A 26,864-nucleotide genomic window follows, 5' to 3' on the forward strand; every position below is an offset into this window, starting at 1 on the left:
CCGCTGACGCGGCTGGCCGACGGGGAGGTACTCATCGTCCTGCGGCCCGCCGGGGAGAGGGAGAAGTCGACAGGCATGACCGCGTCGCCCGTGAAGCCTTCGCTGGACGGCTGCGAAAGCCTGGGGGCGCAGGGCCGGTCACGGCTGTGGAAGGTGGGACGTTCGGGGCCCGCCGACTTCGTCGTCCTGGAGATGTCCGAGTGCTCGCGCACCCCGGCCCCCAAGACGACGAGTGACGCCCTGTCCGGCCTCCTGAACAGCATCAGCCTGGCCGACAGCACCTGACCCGCACGGCACATGACCATGCCGTGGAAGCCCGGAGCGAAGACGCCCGGTCCGCGGAGCGGGGTCGTGCGCCGGCCGGACCGGGCCGGCGCATGTGACGTCGGGGGACGCGGTGCTATGCGGCCTCGCCCCGCGGCGCCGTCTCCCGAACGAAGTCGCGGACCGCGTCCGCGAACCGCTCGGGCTCCTCGATGTGCCCCATGTGACCGCTGTTCTCCAGCACCAGCAGCCGGGAGTCGGGGATCAGTTCGTCCAGTTCCAGACCCCAGCGCAGTCCGCAGATCACGTCGTGCCGGCCCACGACGACCAGGGCCGGCACCGTCAGCTCCTTGAGCGCGGCCCGGTCGTCGATGACGTCGGGGGTGAGGTTCTCGTCCAGGCCCGAGATGTAGGTGGCCCGGACCGCGTCCCGGAAGGGCGCGAACTTCTCCTCGTTGCCCCAGTAGTCGGCGAAGTACGACGGCAGCACGCCCCGGGCGACCGCCACGGTGTCCTCGTCGCTGGACATGCCGGACATCGCGTCGAACGCGGCCAGCACGCCGGGCAGTCCCGGGTGGCCGGCGTGCTTGGCCACGAACGCCTCCACCATGCGGGCCGCCTCCGCGCCGTGTTCGGGCCCCGTGACGGGGGCGCCCTCGTAGAGCACGACGCCCGCCAGCTGCCCGGAGCGGTGCAGGGCGTGGTAGGCGGCCACGAAGGCGCCGTGCGAGTGTCCCAGCAGGTGCACCTCGGGCACCCCGAGCCGGTTGATCAGCGCCTCCAGGAAGCTGCTGTAACGCTCCCGGGTGTAGCCGTGCGGGTGCGAGGGCAGACGGCTGTCCTCGGCGGTGCCCACGGGCTCGACGTACACCATGGTCAGGTGCTCTTCCAGGGCGGGCATCCGCATGTACTCCCAGAAGATGCCGGGCCCGCCCGAGTGGGCCACGCACACCGGGCCGGTGCCGTGGACGTGATAGCGCTGCACCACTCCGGCCAGCCGGTAGGTGTGCGTGCCGGGGGAGAGGGGGTCGGTGTCGGGGGTCAAGCCGTCGTGGTGCGCGTTGGACGCGGTCATCGGGGCCTCCATGAGCCGGGTGAATGCGGGATTACACCGACACGACGCCGCCCGGACCGGAAAGTTGGATCCGGCTGATGTGATCCGGGCCACATGGCCGGAGGGGCGTGGTTCAGGCCGCCACGGGCTTGGAGAGCGTCTCCGGGCGGGGGCTGTGGTACAGGGAGACCCGGTCGACGCGACCCGCGTCCAGCGTCATGATCCAGGCGACTCCCGGCGGGCAGTGGTCCGGGTCGTCCGCCGGGCTGATCAGGTCCATCTCCCACACCACCAGGGAGCGGCCGGCCACGATGTGGCGGGGCCGCTGGCGCACCCCCGCCGACAGGTCGCAGTCCATGCCCGCCAGCAGCAGGTCGGCACCGCCGAGCCGTTCCCCGCCCACCAGCAGCGCGACCCCGGGGGAGTAGCGGTCCCTGACCACCTTGCCGAACTCGCCGCGCTCGGCTGCCGCGAGCGTGTCGTGCGCTTCCCGCCAGCTCTCGGCCGTACGGCGCAGCACGTCCTCGTGCCCGGAGTCCACCGTGTCCGCCAGGGTCCGGGCCAGTGCGGCGCGGGCCTGGTGCAGCCGGCTGCGCACGGTACGCACCGGCACCGCACAGGCCTCGGCGATCTGCTGGTAGGAGGTGATCCCGGTGGAGAAGTAGCGCAGCACCACCGGCAGCCGCAGGGTGGGGGACAGCGACTCGACCGCCTCCCAGATCCAGTCCCGCAGCGCATGGCTCTCCAGCACCTGCTCGGGAGTGCTGCCGTCCTGCGGCAGCGGCACGTCCAGCGGCACCTCGTCCAGGGGTTCCGTCCGCCAGGAGGCCCGCAGCAGGCTGCGGCAGTGGTTGCGTACGACCATGCGCAGCCACGGTCCCACGGCTTCGGGATCGCGTACGTCCACGATCCGCCGGAGCGCCACCAGCGCCGCCTCCTGCATGACGTCGTCCACGTCGGGGCCCGGCCCCAGCAGGCTGAGTGCCACCGCGCGCATCCTGGGCCGGTGCCGCTCCAGCAGCAGGGCCAGGGCCGACACATCGCCCGCCTGCGCGGCCCGGGTCAGGGCGGCGTCCTCCCATGCCCCGGCGTCCTTCGGCAACCCACCCATACCTTGTCCTTCACACCGAGGCACCTGACTCCCTTCGACTCTAACGCTCCGCAGGGCGTGTCCGCCCGTCCCCGTGCCCCTGACTGACACGTGTGAAGATAAGGTGTGGCATCGGCCGGTGGCCGTGGCGTACGAAAGGCTGGTCCCGTGACATGTCCGAGGAACTGACGAGGTCCTTCGAGGTCCGCTGGGACGACATCGACCTGAACGGTCATCTGCGGAACACGAGATACCTGGAGTACGCCGCCACGGCACGGCTCGGCTTCCTGATCGGCTCCGGATGGGGGCCCGAGGAGCTGGCGAAGGCCGGGGTCGCGGCCGTCTCGCTCGGCGAGGAGGTCCGCTATCTGCGCGAGGTCTTCCCGCTCGAAAGGGTCGTCGTCGGCTCGCGTGTCGTCGGTCTGAGTGCGGAGGGGGCACGGTGGCGGTTCGAACACCGCTTCGCTCGGGAGAGCGGGGAGGAAGTGGCCGTCGTGCGCACCCTGGGGGCGTGGATCGACCTCCGCGCCCGCAGGATCGCCCCGCCGCCGTCCGGCCTGCTGGCCGTGGTGTCCTCCGCGCGGGCGGACGACTGCGAAGTGATCACGTCGACGTCATGAAGGGGTTCCAGGGGCGGGCGTGGGTGGAGCAGCCGCCCCCACGTCAGGGAAGAACGTGGGGACGGCCGCTCCTTTCCTGCGGCCGGGCCAGCCGATGAACACACCGACCGCAGGAGTCCTTCTCTGGATGAACGGACGTGAAAGCAGCGCGGGTTCACGGATCGGGCGACGAAATTGCGCCAGGAGCGTTTCCCGCCCGTCCCTCGTCCCGGCTGCCGGGTGCCCGGCAGCCGGCAGCCGCGCCGTCCTCGATCCCCGCGGTGACCGGAGTACCGGATGACGAACGACCCGACGGCGGTGCCCCGCCGGAACCCCCGGCCGGATGCCGGCAGGCTGCGGCGGCACGTGGAGTTCCTCGCCGCTCAGCCGCGCAGCCGGCTTCGGGCGCCGGACATGATGGAACGCGCCGAGGCGTACGTGCACGACCAACTGACCGCGGCGGGCTGGCTGGTGCGGCGACAGCCGTTCGACGTGCGCTGGCAGGTCGGCGCGACCGACCGGCACGGACACCGGGCCCTCGCCCTCAAACCCCGGCTCCATCCGCGGCTGCGCGGCGCGAACCTCATCGCCGAGCTGCCCGGCCGCGGCGCCGGGCCGGCCGTGGTGATCGGCGCGCACCTGGACAGCGTCAGCGGCAGTCCGGGCGCGGACGACAACGCCTCGGGTGTCGCGGTGGTCCTGGAGACGGCACGTCTGCTGGCCGCCTCGCCCGTCGCCCCGCGCGTCGTCCTGGCGGTGTTCGACATGGAGGAGCTCGGTCTCATCGGCGCCCGCCAGGCCGCCCGGGAGCTGGTCCGCGACGGCGGGGTGCGCGGGATGATCTGTCTGGAGTCGGTCGGCTACTTCGCCGACGACCCGGGGACGCAGCGTCTGCCCGCCGGCTTCGGACGGATCTTTCCCGAGGCATCCGCCGCGACCCGCGCCGACGGCTACCGGGGCGACTTCACCCTGGTGGTGCACCGCCGCTCCTCGGCCGCCGCGGCCGAGATGTGGAAGCGGGCCGCCGCGGCGGCCTCCCCGTCCGTCAGCGGACTGCTGTTGCGCGACCCGCGTCCCGACGGGCTGCTCGGACTGCTGATCGGACTCGCCGTGCCTCCGGCCAACCACCTGGGACGCAGTGATCACTCGCCGTTCTGGAACCGGGGTGTTCCCGCGCTCATGCTCACGGACACCGCGAACTTCCGCAATCCGCACTATCACCGGTCCACGGACGTGCCGGAGACGCTCGACTACGGCCGGCTCACCGCCGTCACCGAGGCGACCGCGGTCACGGCCGTCTCGTGGGCGTCACCATGACGGCGAGCGGGCGATCCGGCGGGTGGCCCGGTATCCGCTCGTGCCGGTCGGCGCGGGGTCACGGACCGGCGTGGGCGAGGTCCCAGTCGACCCCGGCCAGCTCGTGCTGTGCCGGAACCAGCTCATAGGTGTGCTCCAGCCACTCCGCCAGCGCGGGCGCCGGCAGCTCGAACAGGGCCGCCATGTCCCCGGAGGCCAGCTGGAGCCACGCGGTCGCCCGGTCCCGTGGCTTCGAAGGCCACATCCGGACGTCGCCGAGCCCGCTCAGCGCGTACAGACCCTGCTGAAGGACGCCCCGCCCGATGCGCCACGAGGCCTGCGGACCGCCTTCCACGAGGAACTCCACGGCCACGACCCAGGGGGACCGCGGGTCGAACCGGAACTCCGCTCTGACGGCCTGCCGGGTCGCCACGTCCAGCACGCGCTCGATGTCCAGGGCCAGCTCGTGGCAGTCGTGCGATGCTGCTCGACGGGTCCGTCCCCCTGGGTGGTTGCCGCTCATGACGCGTGGATCCTTCTCTGTGGCGGAGGCTGACCCCACCCACTGTCGCCGTCCCGGGCACGTCGTACATAGGTAACTTGACGGTTCTCGCGCACCCGACCGCCGGGTCGGTCCCCGTGGCCGTCCGTCGAAACGACGTTCACCCGCTTCCACGGCGGCCTTCTCCGGCCCGTGCCGGGGGACCGGTGCCGTCCACCCCGGCGGGCCGTGAACATTGAGTCATTCGACTGTCGCCCCTGGTGCGGGGCCGGACGATCCTGAAACGGTCGCCCGCGTGCCGGTGCCGGGTGATCGTCTTGCTCGGAGGAACCAGCCGTGAACCGTACTCCCGTCGTCTTCATCCACGGCGCGTGGCTGCACGCGCTGTCCTGGGAGTCGTGGGCGGACCGCTTCGCCGGCAGAGGGTTCCTCGCCGTCGCGCCGGGATGGCCGGGCGAGGCGGCCACCGTCCGCGCGACACGGGCGTTTCCCGAGGCACTCGGCGGCCTCGGTCTGGACACCCTGACGGACCACTACGGCGGGATCGTGCGGGCCTTCGACACCCCGCCGGTCATCGTCGGCCATTCGGTCGGCGGCCTCATCGCCCAGCACCTCATCGCCGCCGGATGGGGCCGGGCCGCGGTCTCCATCGCGCCCGCGCCGATCAACGACGTCCCGCTGCCCCACTGCCCGGCCCGGCTGTGGACGCCGGACCACGCGGACCCCGGGGACGGGCTGCTGTCCCTGTCTCCCGAACAGTTCCACGCGGTGTTCGCGAACACCGCGCCGGCGGAGGAGTCCGGCCGGATCTTCGAGCGCTACGCGATGCCCGCACCACGCCGGCTGCTCGCCGACCTCGGGTGCGCGGGCGCGGCGCGCAGCCCACGCGCCACGGTCGACGTCGCCCGGGCCGGCCGCGGCCCGCTCCTGCTCGTCTCCGGGCAGGAGGACCGGCTGGTACCCGACGCCGTCACCCGTGCCGTCTACAAGCAGTACGGGGACTCCGTAGCCGTCACCGACCTGAAGCAGTTCGCGGACCGCGCCCACTCACTGGTCGTCGACAGCGGATGGCGCCATGTCGCCGACCACGTGCTCGGCTGGCTCGACGGCCAGGACATCCGCGCGCGTCCGGCCGGGGACTGACACCGCACCTGGGCGGCGCGGCGACCCGCCGTGCCGGCCGGTCCCTCACACGCTCTGCTCGTCGCGGAGCTTGCCCAGCGCGTCACGGAGCGCGGCCCGGGAGCTGATGCCCAGCTTGGGGAAGACCCGGTAGAGGTGGGAGCTGACCGTGCGCGGTGACAGGTGCATCCGCTGGCCGATCTCCTTGTTGGTCAGGCCGCCGGCGGCGAGATCGGCGATCCGGCGTTCCTGCCAGGTCAACGCGGCGAGGTGGGCGGTGGACGCCTGGGCGGGGGTGCCGGTGGTCCTGAGTTCGGCACGGGCCCGTTCGGTCCACGTGGTGGCGCCGAGGCGTTCGAACGTCTCCGCCGCCAGGGTCAGGGGCGGACGCGCGGCCTTGCGCCCCTGGGTGTGGCGCAGCCGGATGCCGTGGGCGAGACGGATCCGGGCCAGCTCGAAGGGGAAGCGGGTTCCGGCGGGGTGGTTCTCGACCCGGTCGTAGCACCGGTCGGCCTCGGCGGGATCGGTGGCGGTCATGGCGAGGGCGCCGTAGGTGACGAGGGCGAGGCGGGGGGAGATCTCGGGGAGCCCCGCCTGCTGGGCGGCCAGGGCGTGACCGCGGGCCTGCTCGGAGCGGCCGGTGTGCAGGGCGGCCTCGACGAGGTCGAGCAGGGTGCGGGACGCCTGGTGGGCGTAGGGCTCGAAGGCGCTGGGCGGCGTGATGCCGATCGCGTGGAGGTAGGCGGCTTCGTAGTCGCCCTCGCTGAGGGCCGCGGCGGTACCGATGGCGTCGGCGATCTGGGTGAGGAAGCCGATGCCCCGGGGACGGGCCCAGGCGTCGACGGCTGCCTGCAGTTCCCGTGCCCGTTCGACCTCGCCGCGCATCGCCGCGAGCAGGCCGAGATACGCCTTGCTGTGGTGGGCGAACAACGTGTGCTGATGCGATGTCATCAGCTCCAGCCCGCGCCGTCCGGTGCGGTCCGCCTCGTCCCACTCGCCGACGGCGATCTGGTCCAGCATGATCAGGTGCAGCATGGTCATGCCGGAGACCAGGGCCCCGGTCTCCAGTTCGCGGTCCACGACGCGCTGGAGATGCGGCCGGTACTGACTGAGCGTGTCCACGTGGTAGGCGGCGACCGACAGCCTGCTGATGTCCCAGGGGTCCAGCGCGCCGAGGTCGGCGAAGGCCCGCTCCACCCGCTCGTGCACGCCCGCTCCCCGACGCACCACATCGCCCCAGGCGTCCTGGTAGATGCGCGAATGCGGGGACACCAGGTCTCCCAGCGATTCGATGAGCCCATGAGCCCGCTCCCAGGACGTCGCGTCGCCCGCGTACTGGTTGATGGCCAGCAGCAGGTTCACCAGCCGGGTGAGGACCTCGTTCGGCTCTGCCACACCGCTGTCACGGATGCTCTCGATCGCCGCCAGCACCTGGTGCTGGGAGGACCGGACGTCTCCGTCTTCGTAGAGTGCCACGTAGGCCGACGCCACCACGGAGGCGGGGGAATCGATGCGCCCCGCCGTCGAGTCGGCGCCGATCAGCTGCTGGGCCTGGTCGAGCCGGCCGGCGTGCCCGGCGATGAACGCAGCGTCGCCGAGTCTGCGGGACCGCTCCCCGTGGCTCTCGCTCAGCTCCGCGGCCCGGGTCAGCCAGGCGACGGCGGCCCGCGCGCCGCCCCGTCGGGTGGCCGACTCCGCAGCCGCCTCCAGCGCGGCGGCGACCTCGTCGTCCGGGTCGACCGTCGAGGCCCCGAGGTGGTACGCGCGCCGTTCCACGTCGTCGCGGTGCACCTGCGCGAGGGACGCGTGCGCCGCGCGCCGCTCGTTCGGGGTGGCGATCTGCACGGCGGTCGACCGGACCAGGGGGTGCCGGAACACGAAGTCGCCGTTGAGCGGGTCGATGTCCAGCAGACCGCAGGCGGCGGCCTCGTCGGCGTCCCTCATCCGGTAGCGCGCGCCACGGGCGGCGCCGGCCGTCGTGCCCGCCGCGACACCGTCCAGGGCGCCGCGCAGCAGCTCAGCGCGTACGGCGTCCCCCAGGCCCTCGATACGAGCACCGTAGACGTGCTGGAGCCGCAGGGGCAGCGCGACCCCGGTGTAGCCGAACGATTCCCCGGAGCCGCGGGCCGAGCGGTTGCCGCGCACATAGGGCGGCAGTTCCAGCAGGGCCAGCGGGTTGCCCTGGGCCTCGTCCAGGACCAGACGGCGCAGCCGGGGGTCCAGGCCGGGGTGGTGCATGTCGAGCAGCTGCTCGGAGGCCTTCTCCGACAGCGTGGTCACCGGCACCGCGGGCAGCGCGGCGGTGTCGAAGCCGGAGGCGAGGTCGGAGCGCAGGCCGACCGCGAGCTTCACCGAGCTGCCGGTGAGCCGGCGGCCCACGAATCCGCACACCTCGATGCTGGAGGCGTCCAGCCACTGGCCGTCGTCCAGTACCAGCAGGAGCGGCTTCTGCGACGCCGCGAGCGAGAGCAGGTCGAGGACGGCGATGCCGAGGGTCATGACGGACGGAGGTCTTCCCTCGCTCCTGCCGAAGACGACGTCGAAGACCCCTCGGTGGGTGTCGTCGAGCCGGTCGATGTAGGAGAGCAGCGGGTACAGGAACTGGTGCAGGCCGGCGAAGGGCAGCTCCGACTCGGCCTCGACCCCGGCGGCCCGGATCACGCGGTGCTTCTCGTCCGCCGCGAGGTCGGCGACGTGGTCCAGCAGGGCGCTCTTGCCGACACCCGTGTCGCCCCTCAGGACGAGGGACCGGCCCTCGGGGGCGGCCACGAACGCGGACAGCACCTCCTGCTCGTGTTCGCGGCCGACTATCGCTCCGAGCATCGGTTCCACCGTCCCCCACTCCCTTCCCCGCTGGCCTCACACCCGGTGCGGATCGGCACACCTGTGCGCACGGGTGTGCCGGGCGCAGTGCGAGGCTACGCCGCCGTGTCCGCTCCGTCGCGGCGACGGCCGCCGTGGCCGACCGTCTCCGGATCCCGGGCGGCGGCGCGTGCGCTCCGCTCGCGGACGGCGGCCGGGTCAGTGGCGTCCGTGCCACCCGTTCCACCCCACCCGGACAGCAGCCTAGATGCCCCTGAGGTTTCCGTCACGCGGTATGGCCGAAATGTTTCTTGTGCTCCGGAAAGACACCTGCCGTGTCACGCTCCGTTCACGTCTGCGGGTGGTGAGTCTCACGTGAACTCGTGCCACCGGGGCATACGTCCACTCAACTGAACGAAACGATCACGCGGGAAGAAACTGAGGCAGCGATGAAGGACGGCGCGACGGTGTGGCTCCCGTACCGGAGAAACCGGATCCCGGGCCTGCCCGAAGGGCTCTCCTACGGGTACTGGGACGGAGCGGGTCCGCTGCCCGGGGACCCGGCCGAGGTCCGCTTCCTCGTCGGCCCGCCGGTGCCCGGCGCCGAACGCGTCCTGGGTCGCGTCCTGCCGGGGATGCGCAACCTGGAGATGCTCCAGCTGCTCGGCTCCGGCTACGACCACGTGATGCCGTTGCTGGACACGTTGCCGGCCGGCACCCGGCTGGCCACCGGCTGCGAGGTGCACCGCGTGGCCACCGCCGAACGCGCGGTCACGCTGCTGCGGGCCCTGTGCCGGGGACTCGACCAGTGCGCGGGCCACCCGTCCCCGGGGGAGCGGCGGCCACAGCCGTACACCACCCTGGTCGGCAAGCGCGTCCTGGTCATCGGCTACGGCGCCGTCGGCGCGGACGTCGCCGCCCGGCTCGGCGCGTTCCGCTGTGAGACGGTCGTGGTGGCCCGCACGGCCCGCACCACCCCGGCGGGGCGGGTGTACGGGGCGCAGGACCTGCCCGTGCTGCTGCCCACGGCGGACGCGGTCGTGGTGTGTGCGTCGCTCACCGACCAGCCGGGCGGCATGTGGGGGGCGAACACGCTGGAGCTGCTGAACGACGGTGCGCTGCTGGTGCACGTCGCCCCGGACGACCCGATGGACACGCAGGCGCTCGTGCGGCAGGTGCGGGCGGGGCGGCTGCGCGTCGCACTCGACGTCACCGACCCGCAGCCGCTGCCGCCCGGTCATCCCCTGCGGCGGCTGCCCGGTGCCCTGATCACCCCCGATGCCGGGTTCGGCGACGCCTTCTCCCCGATGAGCACGGACTTCCTGCGCCGCCAGCTGCACCGCTACGCACGGGGCGAGCAACTCGACAACGTCGTCCTGACCAACACCCGCCCCCGAACCGGCGAACGGGCCGCCTAGACACGGACGACACGGGGACAACGCCGGCGGCCTCGGCGCAGCAGACGGGCCGGCGTCCGCACGCGGCACACATGTTCATGCTTCGCCGCGCCCCGCGGTGACCAGGGCCGTTTCCGCCAATATGTGAGACGGCCCTGCCCGAGTGAACGGTCAGGTGTGTCCGACTCGTTCCAGTGACGTCAGGGTCTGTCCCTGTGCGTCCCGCGTGTTCGGGCACGGATGGCCGACGGGGCGCTCCGTATGTGTGCAGTGAGGTTGTGATCAGCGTGGCGAGTGTCAATTTCCGGCCGGAGGACCTGGCGGACCTGCGTGAGTCCGTGCGCGGCCCCGTCCTGGAGCCGGGAGCCGAGGGGTACGAGGAGGAGTGCGCCACGTTCAACCTGCTCTGCGCCCTCCGTCCGGCCGTGGTGGTCGGGGCGACCGACGCCTCCGACGTGCGTGCCGCGGTCCGGTTCGCCGTGCGGCACGGCCTGCCCGTCGCGGTGAAGTCCGCGGCTCACCAGGTGGTCTCGTCGGCCGAGGGCGGCCTGCTGATCACGACGCGGCGGATGCGGGGCATCGTCGTCGACGCGCAGGAACGCCTCGTACGGGTCGAGGCGGGTGTCCGGTGGAACGACGTGCTGCCGCGCACCGCCGAGTTCGGCCTGGCCCCCCTCGTGGGCTCCGCCCCCGGCGTCGGCGTCGTCGGCTACACCTTGGGGGGCGGCCAGAGCCCGCTGCTGGGGCGGAGCCTGGGCTACGCGGCCGACCACGTCCGCCGGCTGACCATGGTCACCGCGGACGGAGAACTGCGCGAGGTGACCCCGCGGACCGAACCCGACCTGTTCTGGGCCGTGCTCGGCGGCAAGGGCAACTTCGGTGTGGTGACCGAGATCGAGTTCGAGGTGTTCCCGGTCTCCCGCTTCTACGGCGGCTGCATCTACTTCCCCGGCGAGCACCTGGCCGAGGTGCTCAGCGCCTGGCGCGCCTGGCTGCCCACGGTGGGGGAGGACATGACCTCCTCCGTAGCCGTCCAGCGACTGCCCGACATCCCGGTGCTGCCCGAGCCGCTCCGCGGTGCCTTCGTCGTCAGCCTGCGGATCGGCTACCTGGGATCGGCCGCCGACGGCGCCGACCTGATCGCGCCGCTGCGCGCGGCGGCACCGGCGCTGATCGACCTGGTGGGGGAGAAGCCGTTCTCCGTCATCGGCGAGATCCACCTGGACCCGGTCGACCCGATGCCCTACTGCGACCGCAGTGCCTGCCTCGAGGAGTTCTCCGAGGAAACGGAACGGGCGCTGGTGGAACTGGTCGGCCCGGAGTCGGGGTGCACGCTGGCGAACGTCGAGATCCGGGCGCTCGGCGGTGCCTTCGACCGGGAGCCGGCCGTCCCCAACGCGGTGTCGAGCCGTGGTCTGCCGTACGTCGTCTTCGGTTTCGCGGTGGGGGCGCCGGGCCAGGAGGAGGCGCTGCGGGCCGGCCTCGCGAAGGTGATCGACGGGCTGAGCCCCTGGGCGGCGGGGCGGAACATGGTGAACTTCCTCTCCCCGGACGAGGCGACCGACGCCGAGGGAGTGCGCGAGGTGTACGGGCCGGAGCGGTTCGAGCGGCTCACCGCGGTGAAGAAGCAGTACGACCCGACCAACGTCTTCCGCTTCAACCACAACGTCCTCCCCGCCTGATACCGGCGGTGACGGAGCGTTCCCCCGGTGGAGGCGGTGCGCCCGCACCCGGGGGGGCGCTTCGCGGCGAGGCGGCGGGTTCGGCGGCCGAGACGAAACCGCCGTGGCCGAACGGAGCCGCGCCCGCCGGGTGAACCGGCGGCCCCCTCGCATACGTGTGGAAGACGATCCGGACACGTGTACAACGCACCTGTCCCCGCGCCTACCCGGGAAGTAGAACCCATGTCCTCTCCGCAGCCGACACCCGCCCTCCTCACCCGGCAGGTGGAGGAACTCCTTCAGCACGGCGGCCCCTTGCCCATCGTCGCCGCGGGCGACCCGGTGCTGCGCCGGATCGCCGAACCGTACGACGGCCAGCTCGACGACGCGCTGCTCGACCGGTTCGTGGCCGCGCTGCGCGAGACGATGCACGCGGCCCCGGGCGTCGGACTGGCCGCGCCCCAGGTCGGCGTCCCGCTGAGCATCGCCGTGATCGAGGACAAGGCGCGCGGGCGGAAGGAAGCGCTCCAGGCGCGGGACCGGGCTCCGCTGCCCTTCCGGGTGCTGGTCAATCCCGTGTACGAGCCCGAGGGCGAGGCCAGGGCAGCCTTCTTCGAGGGATGCCTGAGCGTGCCGGGCTGGCAGGCGGTGACGGCCCGGTACGCCCGGGTGCGGTTGCGCGGTCAGGACGAGCGCGGCCAGGCCGTCGACGAGGTGTTCACCGGCTGGGCCGCCCGTATCGTGCAGCACGAGACCGACCACCTGAACGGCACGCTCTACCTGGACGTGGCCGAATCGCGGTCGCTGTCGACCGACGAGGCGGTCGCGGCGCACTGGTCGCAGCCCACTGCCGAGACGGCCGCCGAGGTGCTGGGATTCGAGCTGCCGTGACTGCCGTCGGGGCCCCGGACACACCCGGCACCCCACCGTCCCGTGACTGATGCGCTGCGTTCGCCCCCACGGGCGGGCCGCGGTCAGCCGACGGGTCCGGCAGCCGGCCCCGGCGCTGGTGGGGCTGCCCGGACGGCGGTACGTCCGACGCGGAGGAGAGGAACTGGCGTGACACCGATCGTGCGGCAGGATTCGTTGAAGAGCAGCAATCCGATCCTGTCCCGGCCGCAGTTCGGGCGCCGGGGCGGGCAGAAGACGGCGGTCCGGGACCCGCGTGCCGGGATGCCCGTGGCACGGGACCGGATCGGGGCCGGCACGGACCTGGAAGCGGCCCCCTCGCACGCCCCCGCGCCGCCGCCGCTCGTCGTCGGTGACCTGATGACGATGGACGGTGTCCTGTCACGGGCGGCGGCCGGGCTCGGGGTCACGTCCCTCATGGCCGTCCTGTCGTGGGCGCTGCTGCCGCTCGTCCCGGCCGGTGCGGCGGCGTCGTACGGCATCGCCGGCGGCGCCGGACTGCTCGCCGCGGCGCTGGTACTCGTCCAGCGCCGCAGAAACCTGCCCTCTCCGGTCCGGACCCTGACGTTCGCGGCGCTCCAGGGTGTGTTCCTCGGCGTGCTCTCGACGACGGCTTCCAGCCACCTCTCGCCGGGTGTCTTCGTGCAGACCGTGCTGGGCACGATGGCGGCCGGTGCCGGTGTCCTCCTCGCCCACGCCCTGCACTGGTTGCGGGCACACCGCCGGTTCCCCGGCTTCACCGGCGCCGCGCTGCTGGCGGCGGCCCTCCTGGCGTTCACGGACTGGCTCCTCCTCGATCCCCTGGGCGCGCAGGGGATCGGGCTGCGTCCGTTCGGACTCGGCGTCGTGATGGGCGTGGTGGGGGTGGTCCTCGGGACGGTCTTCCTGGCGTTGCACCTCAGGCAGGTCGAGAACGGCATCGTCCACGGCACTGCCCGCGACCACTCCTGGACCGCCGCGTTCGGAGTCACGTTGACCCTGGCCTGGCTGTACGTGGAGACCGTGCGGCTGGTGACCCTCTGCCCGGGCGACGACTTCTACTGAGCCCCGATCAGCACGGTGGCCGACAGCCCGGCGGGGCGGCCCCCGAACCGCACGCCCGGGGAGCAGGACTCTGCCGGCGTCGGCCCGGGAGGCCGCATGCCCTGCGGAGAGGTCAGAGCACCGCGTTGTCGGCGGCACCCGGGAAGTCCGTGCTGAAGGCCAGCTCGCGGCCGGCCTCGAACTCGGCCCGCAGCTGGTCGAGCTTCACGCCGATGCGCCGCTGGGCGTCGCTGCCCAGGACGACCCAGTGGGCCGGCTGCGGCGCGTTGACGGACTCGTAGATCGCCTCGGCGGCGCGCTCCGGGTCACCGGGGAACATCTCCGGCGTGAGGCTGCCCATCATCGCGCGGAACGCGCCGGCGGTGGCGGCGTAGTCCTCGATGCCCTCGCCGGACACCTTCGTCCGGTTCTCGATGCCGGTGCGGAACGAACCCGGCTGAATGATCATCGCGTGCAGGCCGATGGGCTCGATCTCCTGCCACAGGGCCTCCGTGAAGCCCTCCAGCGCGAACTTGCTCGCGGAGTAGTAGCCGTTGGCGGGCAGGCTCGCCAGGCCGTCCATGGAGGAGACGTTGACGATGGTGCCGTTGCGCCGGCCGCGCATCCCGGGCAGGACCGCCCGGGTGAGGGCGACCGCGCCGAAGAAGTTGACCTCGAACAGCCGGCGGTAGTCGCTCTCCTCCTGCTCCTCGAGGGCGCCGACGAAGTCGATGGCGGCGTTGTTGACGAGGATGTCGATGCCGCCGAAGCGCTCCTCGGCGGCACGTACCGCGGCTTCGCGGTCGGCGGGTTCGGTGACGTCGAGTTTGACCGCCAGCGCCGTCTCCGGATAGCGCGCGGCCAGTTCGGTGGTGGCCTGCGTCGAGCTGGCGGTCGCCACCACCTGGTCGCCGTGGGCCAGCACATGTTCGGCCAGGGCCTTGCCGAGACCGCTGGACGCGCCGGTGATGAGCCAGGTCTTGCGGGACATGAGGTGATCTCCTTGGTTCCGTTGAGCAGGGTGTCGTGGGGGAGGTGAGGAAGGGAAAGGGGGGAAGGGGGGAGACGTCCGGGACGACGGGTGCGCGTCCCGTCCGGTGTGCCTACTCCCCGGCCGGGAAGTCCGCCGCGCGGCTGGCCGCGGCCCACTTCCGGGTCTCCGTGGCGCGTGCCTCACCCGCTTCCAGGGCCATGGTCACGGCCTGGGCGCCGAGCAGGAGCCGGCGCGGAGGGTCGTCATCGCGTACGACGTCGATGAGGACCTTGGCGGCACGGACCGGGTCGCCGGGCTGGTTACCGCTGTTCTCCGCCCGGTACCTGTTCATGGCGCCGACCGTCTCCTCGTAGTCGGGCCCCACGGCGTGCAGTTCCATCGACGAGCCCTGCCAGTCGGTGCGGAAGGCGCCCGGTTCCACGATGACGACCTTCACCCCGAACGGGGCGACCTCGCCCGCCAGGACCTCGGAGAAGCCCTCCACGGCGAACTTCGCGCTCTGGTAGGCACCCATGCCCGGGGTGCCGCCGACCCGGCCGCCCAGCGAGGAGAACTGCACGAACGTGCCCGAGCGCTGCGCGCGCAGCACCGGAAGGGCGGCCCGGGTGACGTTGACGACCCCGAAGAAGTTCGCCTCGAACTGGGCGCGGAAGTCGTCCTCCGCCATCTCCTCGATGGGGGCGCTGTTGGCGTACCCGGCGTTGTTCACCACCACGTCCAGACCGCCGAAGGCGTCGACGGCCGTCCGCACCGCGTCCCGGGCGGCGACGGTGTCGGTGACGTCGAGGGCCACCGCGCGCACCTGGTCGCCGTAGCGGGAGACCAGGTCCGCGAGCTGCTCCGGACGTCGCGCCGTCGCCACCAGCCGGTCACCGGCCGCCAGAACCGCTTCCGCCAGTGCGCGTCCGAACCCTCGGGACGCGCCCGTGATCAGCCATGTGCTCACCATGTGTGTCCTCTATCCGTGTCATCGGTGAATGAGGTGACTCTGTGCGAGTAAGGCATCCCGAGCAACAAGGCACGCAAGACCGTACAAGACGCCTGCACATGGGGCGTCTCGTTCAACATACGTATCAACGGGACGTTTCTCAGTCTCGTCCCGCGGCCCGCCGGCGGGCGACCGTCGTTTGACTGCCGGTCCCGGCGGCATGGGCGGTTACCGGTTCACCTAAGTCATGGGCGCGGTCGCCGTCCGGCGGAGCGGAGCTCCGGCGCGAGAAAACACGAATGCCCGGGCCTACGCCATCGAAGGCGTCGGCCCGGGCACTGGGCGGTTTCCGCTACACGGGGACCACCCGGTAGCTCAGCATCGGACGGGGCAGGTCGGTCTGGGTCAGCGAGCCGCTGCGCCATGCCGTGGTGCCGCCGCAGCCGGCCGAGGAGTACAGCTCGACGGACGCCGAGCCGTTGACGATCTGGATCGACTGCGCCGCCTGGGACAGCGTGTGGCACGTTCCGAGGTCGCCGAGGTCGACCTTCGTCACGGATCCCGTCCCGGTGGTGCCCGAGTAGAGATAGGCGCCCTCCTGAAGCGGAGGCCAGCCGGCGGCGTTCGCCGCCCCGGCGCCGAGGCCGATCAGGGCCGCCGCCATGGCCGCGGCAGCGGCAGTGCTACGAAGCTTCACCTGCATCCTGGTGGTGGACATGCAATCCGCCCTTTCGTCGTGCGCCGAAGCCGGTAGCGGCAACGGCGCTCCCATTCGGTCGAAACGCGGCCGACTGGCAGATCCTTGCACATTCAAATATGTGAAGGGGAGTAGAGATCCGGTCACCCGCACATGTGTGGCTGGTCATCAGGCCCGCTCCCGGGAGGCGGGAACGGCGGTTGCCGACGTCGCCGCCGGCAGGCTCCACTTCTGCTGCTCGGAGCCGCCGCACGTCCAGATCTGCAACTTGGTGCCGTTGGCGGAGCTCGCGCCGGTGGCGTCCAGGCAGCGGCCGGACAGCGTGTTGACCAGGCTGCTGTTGGCGCCCGCCCGCCACTTCTGCCCGCTGCTTCCGTTGCACACCTGGAGCGTCACCGCGGTACCGCTGGTGGTGGCGTTGTTCGCGACACCGACGCAGCTGCCGAGGATCTGCACACTGCCGTCACCGGCCACCGACCAGTCCTGGGAGACACCCGTACCGCAGGTGTTCAGCTGGAGCGCGGTGGCGGCGGCGTTGGTGGCACCCGACCCGGCGAGGTCGACGCACTTGCCGCCGATGCCGGTGATGTGGCCGGTGGGCACACCGGCGGGTAGCTGCCAGCGCTGGTTGTCGGAGACCGCGCAGGCCCAGATCTGCAAGGGGGTGCCGGTGGCGGAGCTGGGGCCGGTGGCGTCGAGGCAGGAGCCCGACCTCTTCGCGACCAGGCCACGGTTGGCGGCCCACGTCCACTGCTGGTCGGGGGAGGACGCGTCGCAGGCCGCCAGCACCACCCGGGTGCCGTTGGCGGTCGCGCCGCCCTTCACGGCCATGCACATCCCGAGCACGCTCACCGTGCCGTCGGTGTTGACCGTCCACTTCTGCGAGGCACCGGTGCCGCAGGTGTTGAGCTGTACCTGGGTGCCCGCGGCGCTGGTGGAACCGGACCCGGCCAGGTCGGCGCAGGTGCCGCCGTACCCGGAGATGCGGCCGCTCGGACCGCCGACGGGCAGCCGCCACACCTTGCCCGGGGTCACCGGACCGCAGGTCCACAGCCACAGCACCGCGCCCACCGCGGAGGAGGTGTCCTTGACGTCGAGGCACTTGCCGGACAGGTCGTTGACCAGACCGCCGTCGGCACCCGCGTGCCACTGCTGCGCGGCGGAGCCGTCACAGATCTCCAGGACCACCGGGGTGCCGTTGTCGGCCGTGCCGCCGCCCTCGGGTGTCATGCACCGCGAGTCGAACAGCCTGAGCGTGCCGTCAGCGGCGGCCTTCCACTGCTGCGAGTCGGCCGGCCCGCAGGTGTTCAGCACCAGCTGGGTGTCCGGCGTCTGACGGCCGCCGTCACTGTCGGCACACATACCCGCGATGCCGGTGAGGTGCCCCTGCGGCCCCGCCGGAGTGGTCGGCAGGCCGAACCTCTGCCCGGTGGTGGCGGTCGCGCAGGCCGCGGTGACCACGGGTGTGCCGTCGGCGGTCGAGGAGCCCTTGACCTCGGCGCACAGCCCGGACGCCCGGTTGACCAGGCCGCGGTCCGCGGTAGCCGTCCACTGCTGTGCGGTGGAGCCGTCGCAGGCCGCCAGCACCAGCGCGGTACCGGAGGCACCGCTCTTCGCGGCGGGCATCACACACTTGCCCTGCACCCACAGCGAGCCGTCCCTGCCCGCTATCCACACCTGCGAGGCGTCGCCGTCACAGGCGCCGGTCTGCACCGCCGTACCGTTGGCCAGCCCGAAGGCATGGCCGAGGCACGTCCCGCCGACGGCGGTGAGCGCTCCGACCGGACCGGCCGGAGCGGGGGACGCGGGGAAGTCCAGCCCGATCCGCGTCCTGCCCAGGTGCCTGGGCAGTTCGGCGGGATCGCCGCCGATCTTCTCGAACGGCAGCGAGGTGACCGGCGCCGACTGGCGCTCGATCAGATAGGCGTGCCCGGCCTTGGCGCGGAGGGTGAACTGCGCGGCCGTGGAGAACGCCACGACCGTCGACCCGTCCGCCGCGTCCACGACACCGGCCGACTCGCCGGGCCACGGGTTGCGGGTGACGAAGGAGGCGGTCGAGCCGGCCTGAAGGGCCACGGTGACCGGGACACCACCCCGGGTCTGCACATCCACCTTGGCGTTGTCGTGCACCGACACCGTGCCGTCGACATCCCAGTCGGAGGGGAGAGCCGGGGCGATCCGCAGCACGTCGTCGTAGTCCTGCACCAACGCCTCGTTGACCGCGGCGGCGATCACCCCGTTGGTCTCGCTGTACGGCTCCCGGCCGGTCAGCACGTTGTTGTTGCTGGTCAGACCGGACGGGTAGAGCTGATGGGTGACGTTGAACAGCAGGCCCGCCTTCACCGCGCCGGCGTCGCCGAGGCGGGCCGCCTGGAGCGCGTCGAAGCTCCAGTTGGCGTCATCGGGCCAGCGGCGGTTGTCGTAGGTGCGCTGCGCGAGGTCGTGCAGCGCACCGGTGTCACCGATCAGACCGTAGGGCCACACCGCCTCCAGGTCCAGGTTCTCGGAGTTGTGCGTCTCGGCGGCCGGCTCGGCCGACAGCGCGATGACGTCCTCGCCGGAGGAGTCCGCCGAGGGGGTGAGCACCTGGGTGTGGGTGGCGGCGTCCGTGCGCGGCAGCGGCGGCGACTTCGCCTGCGCGGCCGTCAGTTGCGCCTGGAAGTCGGTGTCGGTACCGAGCGCCTTGGCCGCGGCGGCGACCACCGGGAACAGCGCCTGCATGGCCGCGACGTCCGTGACCGGGTCGCTGACGTTCCACTGGGTCTCGTGCGCGTTGGCCCTGGTGTGCAGCAGGCCGTCGCTCCCGGTCGTGGCGTACGACAGCAGGAACTGCGCGCTGGACTTCATCAGCGGGTAGCTCTCCCGAAGGAATGCCAGGTCACCGCTGGTGCGGTACTGCTGCCACAGCGCCAGCGACACCTCCGCTCCGGTGGAGACGGTCTGCGCGTTGTACGACGTCTCACTCGCCTCGCAGGAGGCGTTGCCCGTGCCGGCGTCGAAGTAGCCGTTGCCATTGAACCGCATCGTCTCGGGGACGCAGGCGCCGGTATGCCCCGGCATGTGCTCCTTCGTCCAGGTCTCGATGTTCGCCAGGTTCGACGTGTAGAGGTCGTAGAACGGTGTGTTGAGGTCGGAGACGCCCGAGGTCAGGTTGGCGGCGGCCTGCATGCGCAGGTTCCACCACCAGTAGTCGCGTGGGGCCCAGTCGTGCTCGTCGCGGGTGAAGGAGAACAGGTCCGCGACACCGGCCTGGGTGCCGGGCAGCGAGCCCCGGTTGCTGGCGGCCGACTGGTAGAGGAAGACCGTCCGCAGGTTCTCGACGTAGGAGCCGGTCCCGTCGGCCGACTCGATCTTCATCGTGCCGGCACGGTCCCAGAAGCCGTGCCACCAGGCGGTGTGCGCGGCCTTCAGGCCGGCGGAGGAGGCGGTGGCGTCGCTGCCCAGGTACGCCGTCGCCGTCGCGCCCGCGTCGCCGCCGGCCCAGTGCGGGGCGGCGACCACGACCCGGAACGAGCCGTCGGCGGCCGGGTTGAACGCGACCTGCACGGTGTCCCCGTCGGTCACCGACGAGCTGACGTTGCGTCCGCCGGCCGTGAGGCCGAGCAGCGTGCCGTACGTGTCGCCGGTGCCGCCGGTGCCGTCGTCCTTCCACGTCTCGGCGAGGGTGGCGACCGGGCCGTCGGCGGTGGTGGACGGCGAGCGCCCGTCCCACAGGTCGCCGCGCACCGTCTGGATGCTGTCCGGGTCGGCGCCGGTGACGTCGACGACGAGCTCGTCGCGGTCGGCCCGGGTGTAGACGGTCGCCGTCATGCCGCCGCCGGACTCGGTGAGCACGCCGTCGTACAGGTTCAGGCGGGCGGAGAAGTCGTCGGCCTCGGTGAGGGTCTTCAGACCCGGGATGGTCACCCGGCCGGGGGACTTGCGGTCGGGGAAGGTGTCGCCGCGGTTGAGTTGGGCGGTGAGGCCGTCCGCGGCCCACACCGCCGCGCCCAGTGTGCCGTTGCCCAGTGGCATGGACTGGGCGGGGTCGGTGCCGGCCCGCCCGAGCACGATGTCGGAGCGGTGGACCACGGCGGCGCGGTCCACCTGGAAGGCGTTGTTCTGCCAGGCCGTCGTGGGGGCGGTCCGCGCCGCCGCCGTCCCCTGCGGGGGTGCCGTCGCCGCGGCGGCCGGTGGGCCGAGGAGTCCGAGGGCGAGCGCGCTCACGGCGCCGGCGGCCGTGAGCGCGCTCCGGCCGGGTCTGTGCCGGCGCATCGGGTCCTTGGCGTCGGGTGAAGGCCGCCTGCCGGCGGGGGTTCTGGTTCTCACACCGCGATGACGTGTGCGGGACGACACGGAGTTCACACGTCGGCGGGGGTGATGACACCCACGGCGATGCCCGGCGTCGCCGTGGTGCGGACGAACGGGCCGACTCCCGAACACGCACGTGCCTCGCACGGGGTTCACACTGATAGCCTGCCCGCAGCGGGCGGCCCTGGGTGCCGAACGAACACCTGACGAGCGGCAGTTGCCCACCACAGTCATGAACACGTGTCTCCCGGTGAACGGGAGGCGGCGCTTCCGCTCGATGGCCCCGGGTGATGCCGTACCGCCGTCTGCCACGCCTGCTCACCGGAGAGAAGAACCGTGACACCTCTCGACGAAGCCCCTCTGGACGTCCTGGACGCCTACCGGACCTGCGAGTTCGCCACCCTCGGACGCGACGGCACCCCGGCCGCCTGGCCGACGGCCGTACGCCGGAACGACGACGGCACCCTGTTGCTGACCACCTCACTCGCCTTCGCGCAGAAGGCACTGAACGTCCGCCGCGACGGACGCGTCGGCCTGCTCTTCTCCGACCCCACGGGCAGCGGTCTCACCGACGCGCCGCAGATCTTCGTAGGCGGCAGGGCGGAATGCCCCGACGAGATCATGACGGGCCCCGACGGCGCCGAGGACTACTGGCGGATGCTCTTCGAACGGCAGCCGCACAGCCAGTCGTACGTCTCCGCCCCCGGGCGGTGGACGATGGACTGGTACTACCTGCGCCTGCTCATCACGGTGACGCCCGAGCAGGTCGTCGTCAGGCCGCCGTTCACCGTGCCCGGGCCGCGGGAGAGCCGGCCGGACGCCGGCCCGAGCCCGCTGCCGGGCGCCGAGCAGTTGTCCCGGTACGCCAGCGCGGTGCTGGCGGCCCGCGACGCGTCCGGAGCACCCGTCCTCGCCCGCACCCGGCCGGCGCCCACCGACGGCGGCTACGTCATGGACGTGCCCGCCGACTGCGCCGCGGTCCCCGGACCCGCCTCGCTGCTGGTGCACCGCCACGACGAGGCGATGAACAACATGCACAACGCGCTGGTCCGCGGCCGGCTGGAGACGGCCGGTGACCGACTGCTGCTGGTTCCGGAGAAGGTCGTGGAACCGATGGGCTCCGGGCGCGCCAGTGACGCCCTGGGCGTGCTGAGCCGTACGAAGCGGGCCACCGAGCGCTATCTCGAACGGCGCGCGCTGCCACGGCCCAAGGTGCGCTGGGACGAGTTCCGGGACCTGGCCGCCGCCGCTCGCCGGGGCAACAGCGACTGAGACCGTCGCCCGGGCGCGGCGCCTTCGCGGGCGGCGTGGCTCAGGGCGGCAACGGGCACCGTCGCCGACCGGTACGGCTTCCGCGAGGGGCGGCGCTCCGGCTCAGCCGAGGGAGAGGCCCCGCACCAGCAGGTCGAGCAGCGCGCACACGAACAGGGCGATGCCGATGAAGCCGTTCACCTGGAAGAAGGCGCGCTTGAGGCGGGACAGGTCGTGCGGGCGGACCAGGGTGTGCTCATAGCCGAAGGCGCCGGCCACGACGAGCAGACCCAGCCACAGCAGCGGGCCCCCGTGGGTGGCCAGGGCGTACCAGACGAACAGGGCCGTCGTGATGGTGTGGCAGGCCCGCGCCCCCCAGATGGCGGCCGGGACGCCGAATCGCGCCGGCACCGACTTCACACCGATCGCGCGGTCGGTGTCGACGTCCTGGCAGGCGTAGATGAGGTCGAAGCCGCCGATCCACACACCCACCGCGCCGCCGAGGATCACCGCGTCCCAACTCCACGCCCCGGTCACGGCCAGCCAGGCTCCGATCGGCCCCATCGACTGGGCCAGGGCGAGGAAGGCCTGCGGGAAGTTCGTGAAGCGCTTGGCGTAGGGGTAGACCACCATGGGCACCACGGCGACGGGTGCCAGCGCCAGGCACAGGGGGTTCAACAGGGCCGCGGCGGCGAGGAAGACCACGGCGGCGATCAGCGCGCCGGTCCGCGCGTTGCGCACCGACACGGCGCCGGTCACCAGCTCACGGCCGGCGGTGCGCGGGTTGCGGGCGTCGATCTCACGGTCGATGATCCGGTTCGCGGCCATCGCGAAGGTGCGCAGGGCCACCATCGCCACGGTCACCAGCAGCAGGGTCACCCACTGGACGGCGCGGTCCCGCTCGTACATGGCGGTGAGGGCGGCGATGTACGCGAAGGGCAGCGCGAACACGGAGTGCTCGATCATCACCAGGCGCAGGAACGCCCGGGTGCGCCCCGGGCCCGGGGCTGCCATGGAAGCTGTGCTCACCCGTTCATACTCCTTGCTCCACCGTAGGTCGCAAGGTGGCGACAGGTGTGAGGGTCGCATCGGTATGTCTGTGGCCGCTCATACTAGCCATGTGTGCCCGAGGCACACACCCACCGCCGACCGCCACGGGCGCCCTCTCCGGTGGCCGCGGCCGAGCCGGATCCCCCTCACGCGGACGGCGCGGCCGGTCCGTCGAGCAGTTCCCGCAGGAACCCGTCCCAGTTCAGGCCCGCCAGCTCCAGCTCGGCCGAGGCGACCCGGTACGTGGCCTCCAGCCACTCGGCCAGCGCCGAGGTGGGGACCTCGAACAGAGCCTCCACCTCCTGGGATTCCAGCAGCAGCCAGGACGACGGCTGCTCCCCGGGCAGCGTCGGCCACATCCGCACATCGCCGGACCCGCTCATCGCGGTCAGGCCGTGGTGCAGCAGCTCACGGCCGATCCGCCAGATGAGACCCGGTCCGCGCTCCGCCAGGAACTCGACCGTGATCACCGCCGGCATCTCCGGATCGAAGCTGAACTCCGCCTGCATGGGCAGCCGGGTGAATTCATCGAGCATCTGGTCGAGGTCCACGACCAGTGAAGGCACGAGCTCGGGCGCCGAACGTGCCCTCAATGACTGATCACGGTGCATGACGGGAGTTCCCCTCCGTGGGACGAAGCCTGCGTGCTCCTACTCTTCGCCCGGAAGGGAACCCGCACATCTGTCAGTTGACGGTCGGCGGGAGGGGGCCGACGGCGGGCGTCGGCGTGTGCCGGACGGGCCGCGGCGGACATGACGTAAGTCAGCGTGGCGTCCCCGCGCCCTGGCGACGGCGTGGCTGCCGGGGCGCGTGCCTCGCGGCAGGCGCCGTCGACGTCCATCGGACGGACGGTCACTTCGGTCCCTGTCCGGGCCCGGTGACACCCCCCCCGCACTCTTCGGGGCCGGACCGGTCGAACCATCCGAGGTCTTCGGACCGTACACCTCATGTAGGAGAACCGGCGCGGTGCCGCACCGCGCCGGTCCGCTCGGACCGAGGTTTGGAGTTCGTCGATGAAGGCCTTCCGATACGTGTCCCAGGGCACGCCCCTCCGTTTGACGGACGTGCCGGACCCGGTGCCGGACGCCGGCTGGGTGGTGGTGGACGTCGAGGCCGCCGGTCTGTGCCACTCCGACGTCCATGCCCTCGACGGCACGATCGAGCTGAGCCGGCGCCCGCCCTTCACCCTCGGCCACGAGGTCGCGGGCACCGTCTCCGCCCTCGGCGAGGGCGTGCGGGAGTACGAGGTGGGCGACCGCGTCGCCGTCGCGATCATCGCGCACCCCGAGGTCCAGGCCCACTACGCGCCGGGCATCGGGGTCGACGGCGGCTACGCCGAGCGTCTGGCGGCCCACGCCTCCACCCTCGTTCGCATACCCGACGGCGTCTCCACGGTCCACGCGGCCGTCGCCACGGACTCGGTCGTCACCGCCTACCACGCCGTCCGCACCGAGGCCCGCGCCAGGCCGGGGGAGGTGATCGCCGTCGTCGGACTGGGGGGCCTCGGCCTGAACGGGGTCCGAACCGGAGTGCTCGCGGGGGCCACGGTCTACGGTGTGGACATCAACCCGGACACCTTCGACGCGGCCCGCGCGGCGGGGGCGAGCGACTGCTTCACCGACGTCGCCGCACTCGCCGACCTGCGGCCCGACGCCGTCGTCGACTTCGCGGGCGTGGGGTCCACGACGTCCGCCGCGGTCGACGTCGTACGCCGCCGCGGCCGGGTGGTCGTCGTGGGGCTCGGCACGAGGACCACGAGCTTCTCCACCGGCAACCTGGTCCGCAAGAGCGTGGAACTGCGCGGCTCGTACGGCGCGAGCAAGGACGAGTACCGGCAGGTGCTCGACTTCATCGCCCAGGGCCGCATCGAACCGGTCGTGGAGGAGATCCCGTTCGCCGACCTGGGCGAAGGCCTGGACCGCATCCGTCGCGGCGCGGTCCGGGGCCGTCTGGCCGTCCGGCCGGGCAAGTGACCCCCGATGCCCTGCCCCCCGACCACACCACAGCAAGCGAGAAGGACGGACGCATGACCCGGACCAATGCCCAGTACCGCCTCGTGGCACGCCCCGTCGGCCTGCCCGCGGCCTCCGACTTCCAGTACGCCGAGGAACCGGCCCCGCAGCCGGGCGAGGGGGAGTTCCTCGTACAGGTCGACTACCTCTCCATCGACCCGGCGATGCGCTCCTGGATGAACGCGGGCCGCAGCTATGTGCCCCCCGTCGGCCTGGGCGAGGTCATGCGCGCGGCCGGCATCGGCCACGTCGTCGAGTCCCGGCACCCCGCACACCCCGTGGGCGAGGTGGTGAGCGGTACCTTCGGCGTCCAGCGGTACGCGCTCAGCGACGGCAAGGACGTCGCCCCGGTCGACCTGTCCCTGGGCGAGGCGCCGGTCCACCTCGGCGCGCTCGGCTACAGCGGACTGACCGCGTACTTCGGTCTGCTCGACATCGGCCGGCCCGAGCCCGGCCAGACGGTGGTCGTCTCCGCGGCGGCCGGTTCCGTCGGCGCGCTGACCGGGCAGATCGCCCGGATCAAGGGGTGCCGCGCGATCGGCATCGCGGGCGGTCCCGACAAGTGCCGCTTCCTGGTGGAGGAACTCGGCTTCGACGGGGCCGTGGACTACAAGGCCGGGAACGTGCGGGCACAGGTGAGGGACCTCGCGCCGGGCGGCGTGGACGTGTTCTTCGACAACGTCGGCGGCGACATCCTCGACGACGTCCTCACCACGCTCGCCCACGGCGCCCGGGTGGTCATCAGCGGTGCCGTTTCGCAGTACAACTCCGAGCAGGGTGTCCGGGGACCGGCGAACTACATGCAACTGCTCGTCAACCGGGCTTCCATGACGGGCTTCGTCATCTTCGACTACGCGGCGCGCTACGGCGAGGCCCGCGCCGAACTCGCCGACTGGCTGCGCTCCGGGCGGCTGAAGGAACGCACCCATGTGATCACCGGTGGCGTCGAGCGGTTCCCCCAGGCACTGCTCGGGCTCTTCACGGGCGAGAACACCGGCAAGGCGGTACTGGCCCTGTGAGCCCGGTCGTCGTCACCGCAGGGTGAGCGCGGCCGAAGGGCCGCGCGGTGCCGCCGACGCGTCCGGCCACCGAGGGCCGGGGCGGCTGTGGCGAGACCGCCCCTCGGTGGCGACGACCACGTGTTCCGGACGCGGGCCGCGCCCTCAGCGGGCCGGAGCCGTGCCGGCATCCGGCGCGGGCGCCGGGTCGATCCGGATCGTCGCGGCCCGCGCCTGCGGACTCGTGACGAGGGCGTCGGCGAGTGAGCCGTACTTGGCGCGGAAGGCGGCGTCGAGCCCGGGGGAGAGCTCCAGGTCACGGGTATGGAGGAGGACGTCCCGGGTGACGCCGGCCACCTGGATCCGTCCGTGGCCGCGGTCCCGCGCCGCCTGGTACCAGCGGGAGCGGACTCCCCGGTAGGCGCGGACGTAGAGTTCGCCGTCGACGACCACCATGCCGATCTCCACGCCACCCTGACCGTCGTCCCCGGCGGTCAGGGTGAGGGCGTAGGTCTCGGCGAGCAGGGCCTGGTCCTCGGCTGTCCAAGCGGTCATCGGGTCACATCCTCGGTCCGGTCGGTGCTGGGCTCCGCGGCGGTCCAGGAGGTGAGGATGCGCAGGGCGTCGTGGGAGGGGCTGCCGGGTTCGGCGGTCAGTGCCATCAGGCGTTGTCCGGAGCCGTCGGGGCTGGCCCAGGTGTCGCAGTCGAGGGTGAGGTCGCCGACCAGGGGGTGCCGGTAGCGCTTGGTGCCGTAGCCGGCGGTGCTGACACGGTGTTCGGCCCACCAGGTGCAGAAGTCCGTGTCCCGGAGGGACAGCTCGCCGACGATGCGGGCGAGTTCGGGGTCGTCGGGGTCGGCCGCGGCCTCCATGCGCAGGGCGGCCACCGCGTCGCGGGCGTCGTGGTCCCAGTCGCGGTGCAGGG

General features: G+C 72.3%; 23 protein-coding genes. 11 read left to right on the plus strand and 12 right to left on the minus strand.

Features of this window, described 5'->3' with window-relative positions:
- A partial coding sequence (locus IE273_RS41215; protein ID WP_229888105.1) for a hypothetical protein occupies positions 1-285 on the plus strand: 285 nt, incomplete at its 5' end.
- Between the two features lie 115 nt (positions 286-400).
- Here the strand turns inward: IE273_RS41215 and IE273_RS41220 are convergent.
- Positions 401-1,339 carry an alpha/beta fold hydrolase gene (locus IE273_RS41220; protein ID WP_189820241.1) on the minus strand — a complete coding sequence of 313 codons (939 nt, stop codon included), beginning with the start codon at positions 1,337-1,339 and terminating at the stop codon, positions 401-403.
- A gap of 112 nt (positions 1,340-1,451) precedes the next feature.
- Entirely contained in the window at positions 1,452-2,429 is a 978-nt protein-coding gene (locus tag IE273_RS41225) for an RNA polymerase sigma factor (protein ID WP_189820242.1), read from the minus strand.
- Positions 2,430-2,581: 152 nt separating this feature from the next.
- On the opposite strand from IE273_RS41225, the gene IE273_RS41230 reads away from it, so the two are divergent.
- Both IE273_RS41230 and IE273_RS41235 read left to right on the plus strand, forming a co-directional pair.
- A complete protein-coding gene (locus tag IE273_RS41230) occupies positions 2,582-3,028 on the plus strand; it encodes an acyl-CoA thioesterase (protein ID WP_189820243.1) in 447 nt (148 codons plus the stop codon).
- 276 nt (positions 3,029-3,304) lie between these two features.
- Positions 3,305-4,324, plus strand: coding sequence for a M28 family peptidase (locus IE273_RS41235; RefSeq protein WP_189820244.1), 1,020 nt, complete (start codon positions 3,305-3,307; stop codon positions 4,322-4,324).
- Positions 4,325-4,382: 58 nt separating this feature from the next.
- Here IE273_RS41235 and IE273_RS41240 read toward each other — a convergent pair whose 3' ends face one another.
- Positions 4,383-4,826, minus strand: coding sequence for an SsgA family sporulation/cell division regulator (locus tag IE273_RS41240; RefSeq protein ID WP_189820245.1), 444 nt, complete (start codon positions 4,824-4,826; stop codon positions 4,383-4,385).
- A gap of 315 nt (positions 4,827-5,141) precedes the next feature.
- Between IE273_RS41240 and IE273_RS41245 the strand changes: the two genes are divergently transcribed.
- Positions 5,142-5,948, plus strand: a complete 807-nt coding sequence (locus IE273_RS41245; RefSeq protein WP_189820246.1) for an alpha/beta hydrolase — start codon at positions 5,142-5,144, stop codon at positions 5,946-5,948.
- A gap of 45 nt (positions 5,949-5,993) precedes the next feature.
- Here the strand turns inward: IE273_RS41245 and IE273_RS41250 are convergent, their stop codons facing one another.
- Positions 5,994-8,750 (minus strand): helix-turn-helix transcriptional regulator, encoded by a 2,757-nt coding sequence (locus IE273_RS41250; protein WP_189820247.1) that lies wholly within the window; start codon positions 8,748-8,750, stop codon positions 5,994-5,996.
- Between the two features lie 428 nt (positions 8,751-9,178).
- Between IE273_RS41250 and IE273_RS41255 the strand changes: the two genes are divergently transcribed.
- From IE273_RS41255 to IE273_RS41270, 4 genes are all read left to right on the plus strand, one after another.
- Positions 9,179-10,147, plus strand: a complete 969-nt coding sequence (locus tag IE273_RS41255) for an NAD(P)-dependent oxidoreductase (protein WP_189820248.1) — start codon at positions 9,179-9,181, stop codon at positions 10,145-10,147.
- A gap of 266 nt (positions 10,148-10,413) precedes the next feature.
- Entirely contained in the window at positions 10,414-11,808 is a 1,395-nt protein-coding gene (locus tag IE273_RS41260) for an FAD-binding oxidoreductase (protein ID WP_229888106.1), read from the plus strand.
- Between the two features lie 222 nt (positions 11,809-12,030).
- Positions 12,031-12,678, plus strand: a complete 648-nt coding sequence (locus IE273_RS41265) for a peptide deformylase (protein WP_189820250.1) — start codon at positions 12,031-12,033, stop codon at positions 12,676-12,678.
- A gap of 168 nt (positions 12,679-12,846) precedes the next feature.
- Positions 12,847-13,740 (plus strand): Bax inhibitor-1/YccA family membrane protein, encoded by an 894-nt coding sequence (locus tag IE273_RS41270; RefSeq protein WP_189820251.1) that lies wholly within the window; start codon positions 12,847-12,849, stop codon positions 13,738-13,740.
- A 112-nt stretch (positions 13,741-13,852) separates the two neighbouring features.
- Here the strand turns inward: IE273_RS41270 and IE273_RS41275 are convergent, their stop codons facing one another.
- The 4 genes from IE273_RS41275 to IE273_RS41290 form a co-directional block, all read right to left on the minus strand.
- Positions 13,853-14,710: an oxidoreductase gene (locus IE273_RS41275; protein WP_189820252.1), complete on the minus strand. Its 858-nt coding sequence runs from the start codon at positions 14,708-14,710 to the stop codon at positions 13,853-13,855.
- Positions 14,711-14,822: 112 nt separating this feature from the next.
- The gene (locus tag IE273_RS41280; protein WP_189820253.1) at positions 14,823-15,662 is read right to left on the minus strand and encodes an oxidoreductase; all 840 of its coding nucleotides are present in this window, start codon (positions 15,660-15,662) and stop codon (positions 14,823-14,825) included.
- Between the two features lie 331 nt (positions 15,663-15,993).
- Positions 15,994-16,344, minus strand: coding sequence for a hypothetical protein (locus IE273_RS41285; RefSeq protein ID WP_229888107.1), 351 nt, complete (start codon positions 16,342-16,344; stop codon positions 15,994-15,996).
- Between the two features lie 162 nt (positions 16,345-16,506).
- A complete protein-coding gene (locus IE273_RS41290) occupies positions 16,507-20,592 on the minus strand; it encodes a ricin-type beta-trefoil lectin domain protein (protein ID WP_189820255.1) in 4,086 nt (1,361 codons plus the stop codon).
- A gap of 372 nt (positions 20,593-20,964) precedes the next feature.
- On the opposite strand from IE273_RS41290, the gene IE273_RS41295 reads away from it, so the two are divergent.
- A complete protein-coding gene (locus IE273_RS41295) occupies positions 20,965-21,900 on the plus strand; it encodes a pyridoxamine 5'-phosphate oxidase family protein (protein ID WP_189820256.1) in 936 nt (311 codons plus the stop codon).
- A gap of 102 nt (positions 21,901-22,002) precedes the next feature.
- On the opposite strand, the gene mqnP is transcribed toward IE273_RS41295, so the two are convergent.
- Positions 22,003-22,908: a menaquinone biosynthesis prenyltransferase MqnP gene (gene mqnP / locus IE273_RS41300; RefSeq protein WP_189820257.1), complete on the minus strand. Its 906-nt coding sequence runs from the start codon at positions 22,906-22,908 to the stop codon at positions 22,003-22,005.
- A gap of 167 nt (positions 22,909-23,075) precedes the next feature.
- Positions 23,076-23,495 carry an SsgA family sporulation/cell division regulator gene (locus IE273_RS41305; protein WP_373309496.1) on the minus strand — a complete coding sequence of 140 codons (420 nt, stop codon included), beginning with the start codon at positions 23,493-23,495 and terminating at the stop codon, positions 23,076-23,078.
- A gap of 447 nt (positions 23,496-23,942) precedes the next feature.
- Here IE273_RS41305 and IE273_RS41310 point away from each other — a divergent pair, with 447 nt between their 5' ends.
- Together IE273_RS41310 and IE273_RS41315 are read left to right on the plus strand one after the other, a co-directional pair.
- Entirely contained in the window at positions 23,943-24,902 is a 960-nt protein-coding gene (locus IE273_RS41310) for a zinc-binding dehydrogenase (RefSeq protein WP_189820259.1), read from the plus strand.
- Between the two features lie 53 nt (positions 24,903-24,955).
- A complete protein-coding gene (locus IE273_RS41315) occupies positions 24,956-25,960 on the plus strand; it encodes an NADP-dependent oxidoreductase (protein WP_189820260.1) in 1,005 nt (334 codons plus the stop codon).
- A 144-nt stretch (positions 25,961-26,104) separates the two neighbouring features.
- Here IE273_RS41315 and IE273_RS41320 read toward each other — a convergent pair whose 3' ends face one another.
- A complete protein-coding gene (locus tag IE273_RS41320) occupies positions 26,105-26,494 on the minus strand; it encodes a DUF2255 family protein (protein WP_189820261.1) in 390 nt (129 codons plus the stop codon).
- A partial coding sequence (locus IE273_RS41325) for an MmyB family transcriptional regulator (RefSeq protein ID WP_444545936.1) occupies positions 26,491-26,864 on the minus strand: 374 nt, incomplete at its 5' end. The genes IE273_RS41325 and IE273_RS41320, both read right to left, overlap by 4 nt.

Source organism: Streptomyces olivaceoviridis, from assembly GCF_014650115.1.
Taxonomy (GTDB): Bacteria; Actinomycetota; Actinomycetes; order Streptomycetales; family Streptomycetaceae; genus Streptomyces; species Streptomyces olivaceoviridis.

Excerpts from the sequence above, each read along its gene's own strand:
- IE273_RS41220 (WP_189820241.1), bottom strand. The coding sequence starts at position 1,339 with ATGACCGCGTCCAACGCGCACCACGACGGCTTGACCCCCGACACCGAC.
- IE273_RS41225 (WP_189820242.1), bottom strand. The coding sequence starts at position 2,429 with ATGGGTGGGTTGCCGAAGGACGCCGGGGCATGGGAGGACGCCGCCCTG.
- IE273_RS41230 (WP_189820243.1), top strand. The coding sequence starts at position 2,582 with ATGTCCGAGGAACTGACGAGGTCCTTCGAGGTCCGCTGGGACGACATC.
- IE273_RS41235 (WP_189820244.1), top strand. The coding sequence starts at position 3,305 with ATGACGAACGACCCGACGGCGGTGCCCCGCCGGAACCCCCGGCCGGAT.
- IE273_RS41240 (WP_189820245.1), bottom strand. The coding sequence starts at position 4,826 with ATGAGCGGCAACCACCCAGGGGGACGGACCCGTCGAGCAGCATCGCAC.
- IE273_RS41250 (WP_189820247.1), bottom strand. The coding sequence starts at position 8,750 with ATGCTCGGAGCGATAGTCGGCCGCGAACACGAGCAGGAGGTGCTGTCC.
- IE273_RS41255 (WP_189820248.1), top strand. The coding sequence starts at position 9,179 with ATGAAGGACGGCGCGACGGTGTGGCTCCCGTACCGGAGAAACCGGATC.
- IE273_RS41265 (WP_189820250.1), top strand. The coding sequence starts at position 12,031 with ATGTCCTCTCCGCAGCCGACACCCGCCCTCCTCACCCGGCAGGTGGAG.
- IE273_RS41275 (WP_189820252.1), bottom strand. The coding sequence starts at position 14,710 with ATGTCCCGCAAGACCTGGCTCATCACCGGCGCGTCCAGCGGTCTCGGC.
- IE273_RS41280 (WP_189820253.1), bottom strand. The coding sequence starts at position 15,662 with ATGGTGAGCACATGGCTGATCACGGGCGCGTCCCGAGGGTTCGGACGC.
- IE273_RS41285 (WP_229888107.1), bottom strand. The coding sequence starts at position 16,344 with ATGCAGGTGAAGCTTCGTAGCACTGCCGCTGCCGCGGCCATGGCGGCG.
- IE273_RS41290 (WP_189820255.1), bottom strand. The coding sequence starts at position 20,592 with ATGCGCCGGCACAGACCCGGCCGGAGCGCGCTCACGGCCGCCGGCGCC.
- IE273_RS41310 (WP_189820259.1), top strand. The coding sequence starts at position 23,943 with ATGAAGGCCTTCCGATACGTGTCCCAGGGCACGCCCCTCCGTTTGACG.
- IE273_RS41315 (WP_189820260.1), top strand. The coding sequence starts at position 24,956 with ATGACCCGGACCAATGCCCAGTACCGCCTCGTGGCACGCCCCGTCGGC.
- IE273_RS41320 (WP_189820261.1), bottom strand. The coding sequence starts at position 26,494 with ATGACCGCTTGGACAGCCGAGGACCAGGCCCTGCTCGCCGAGACCTAC.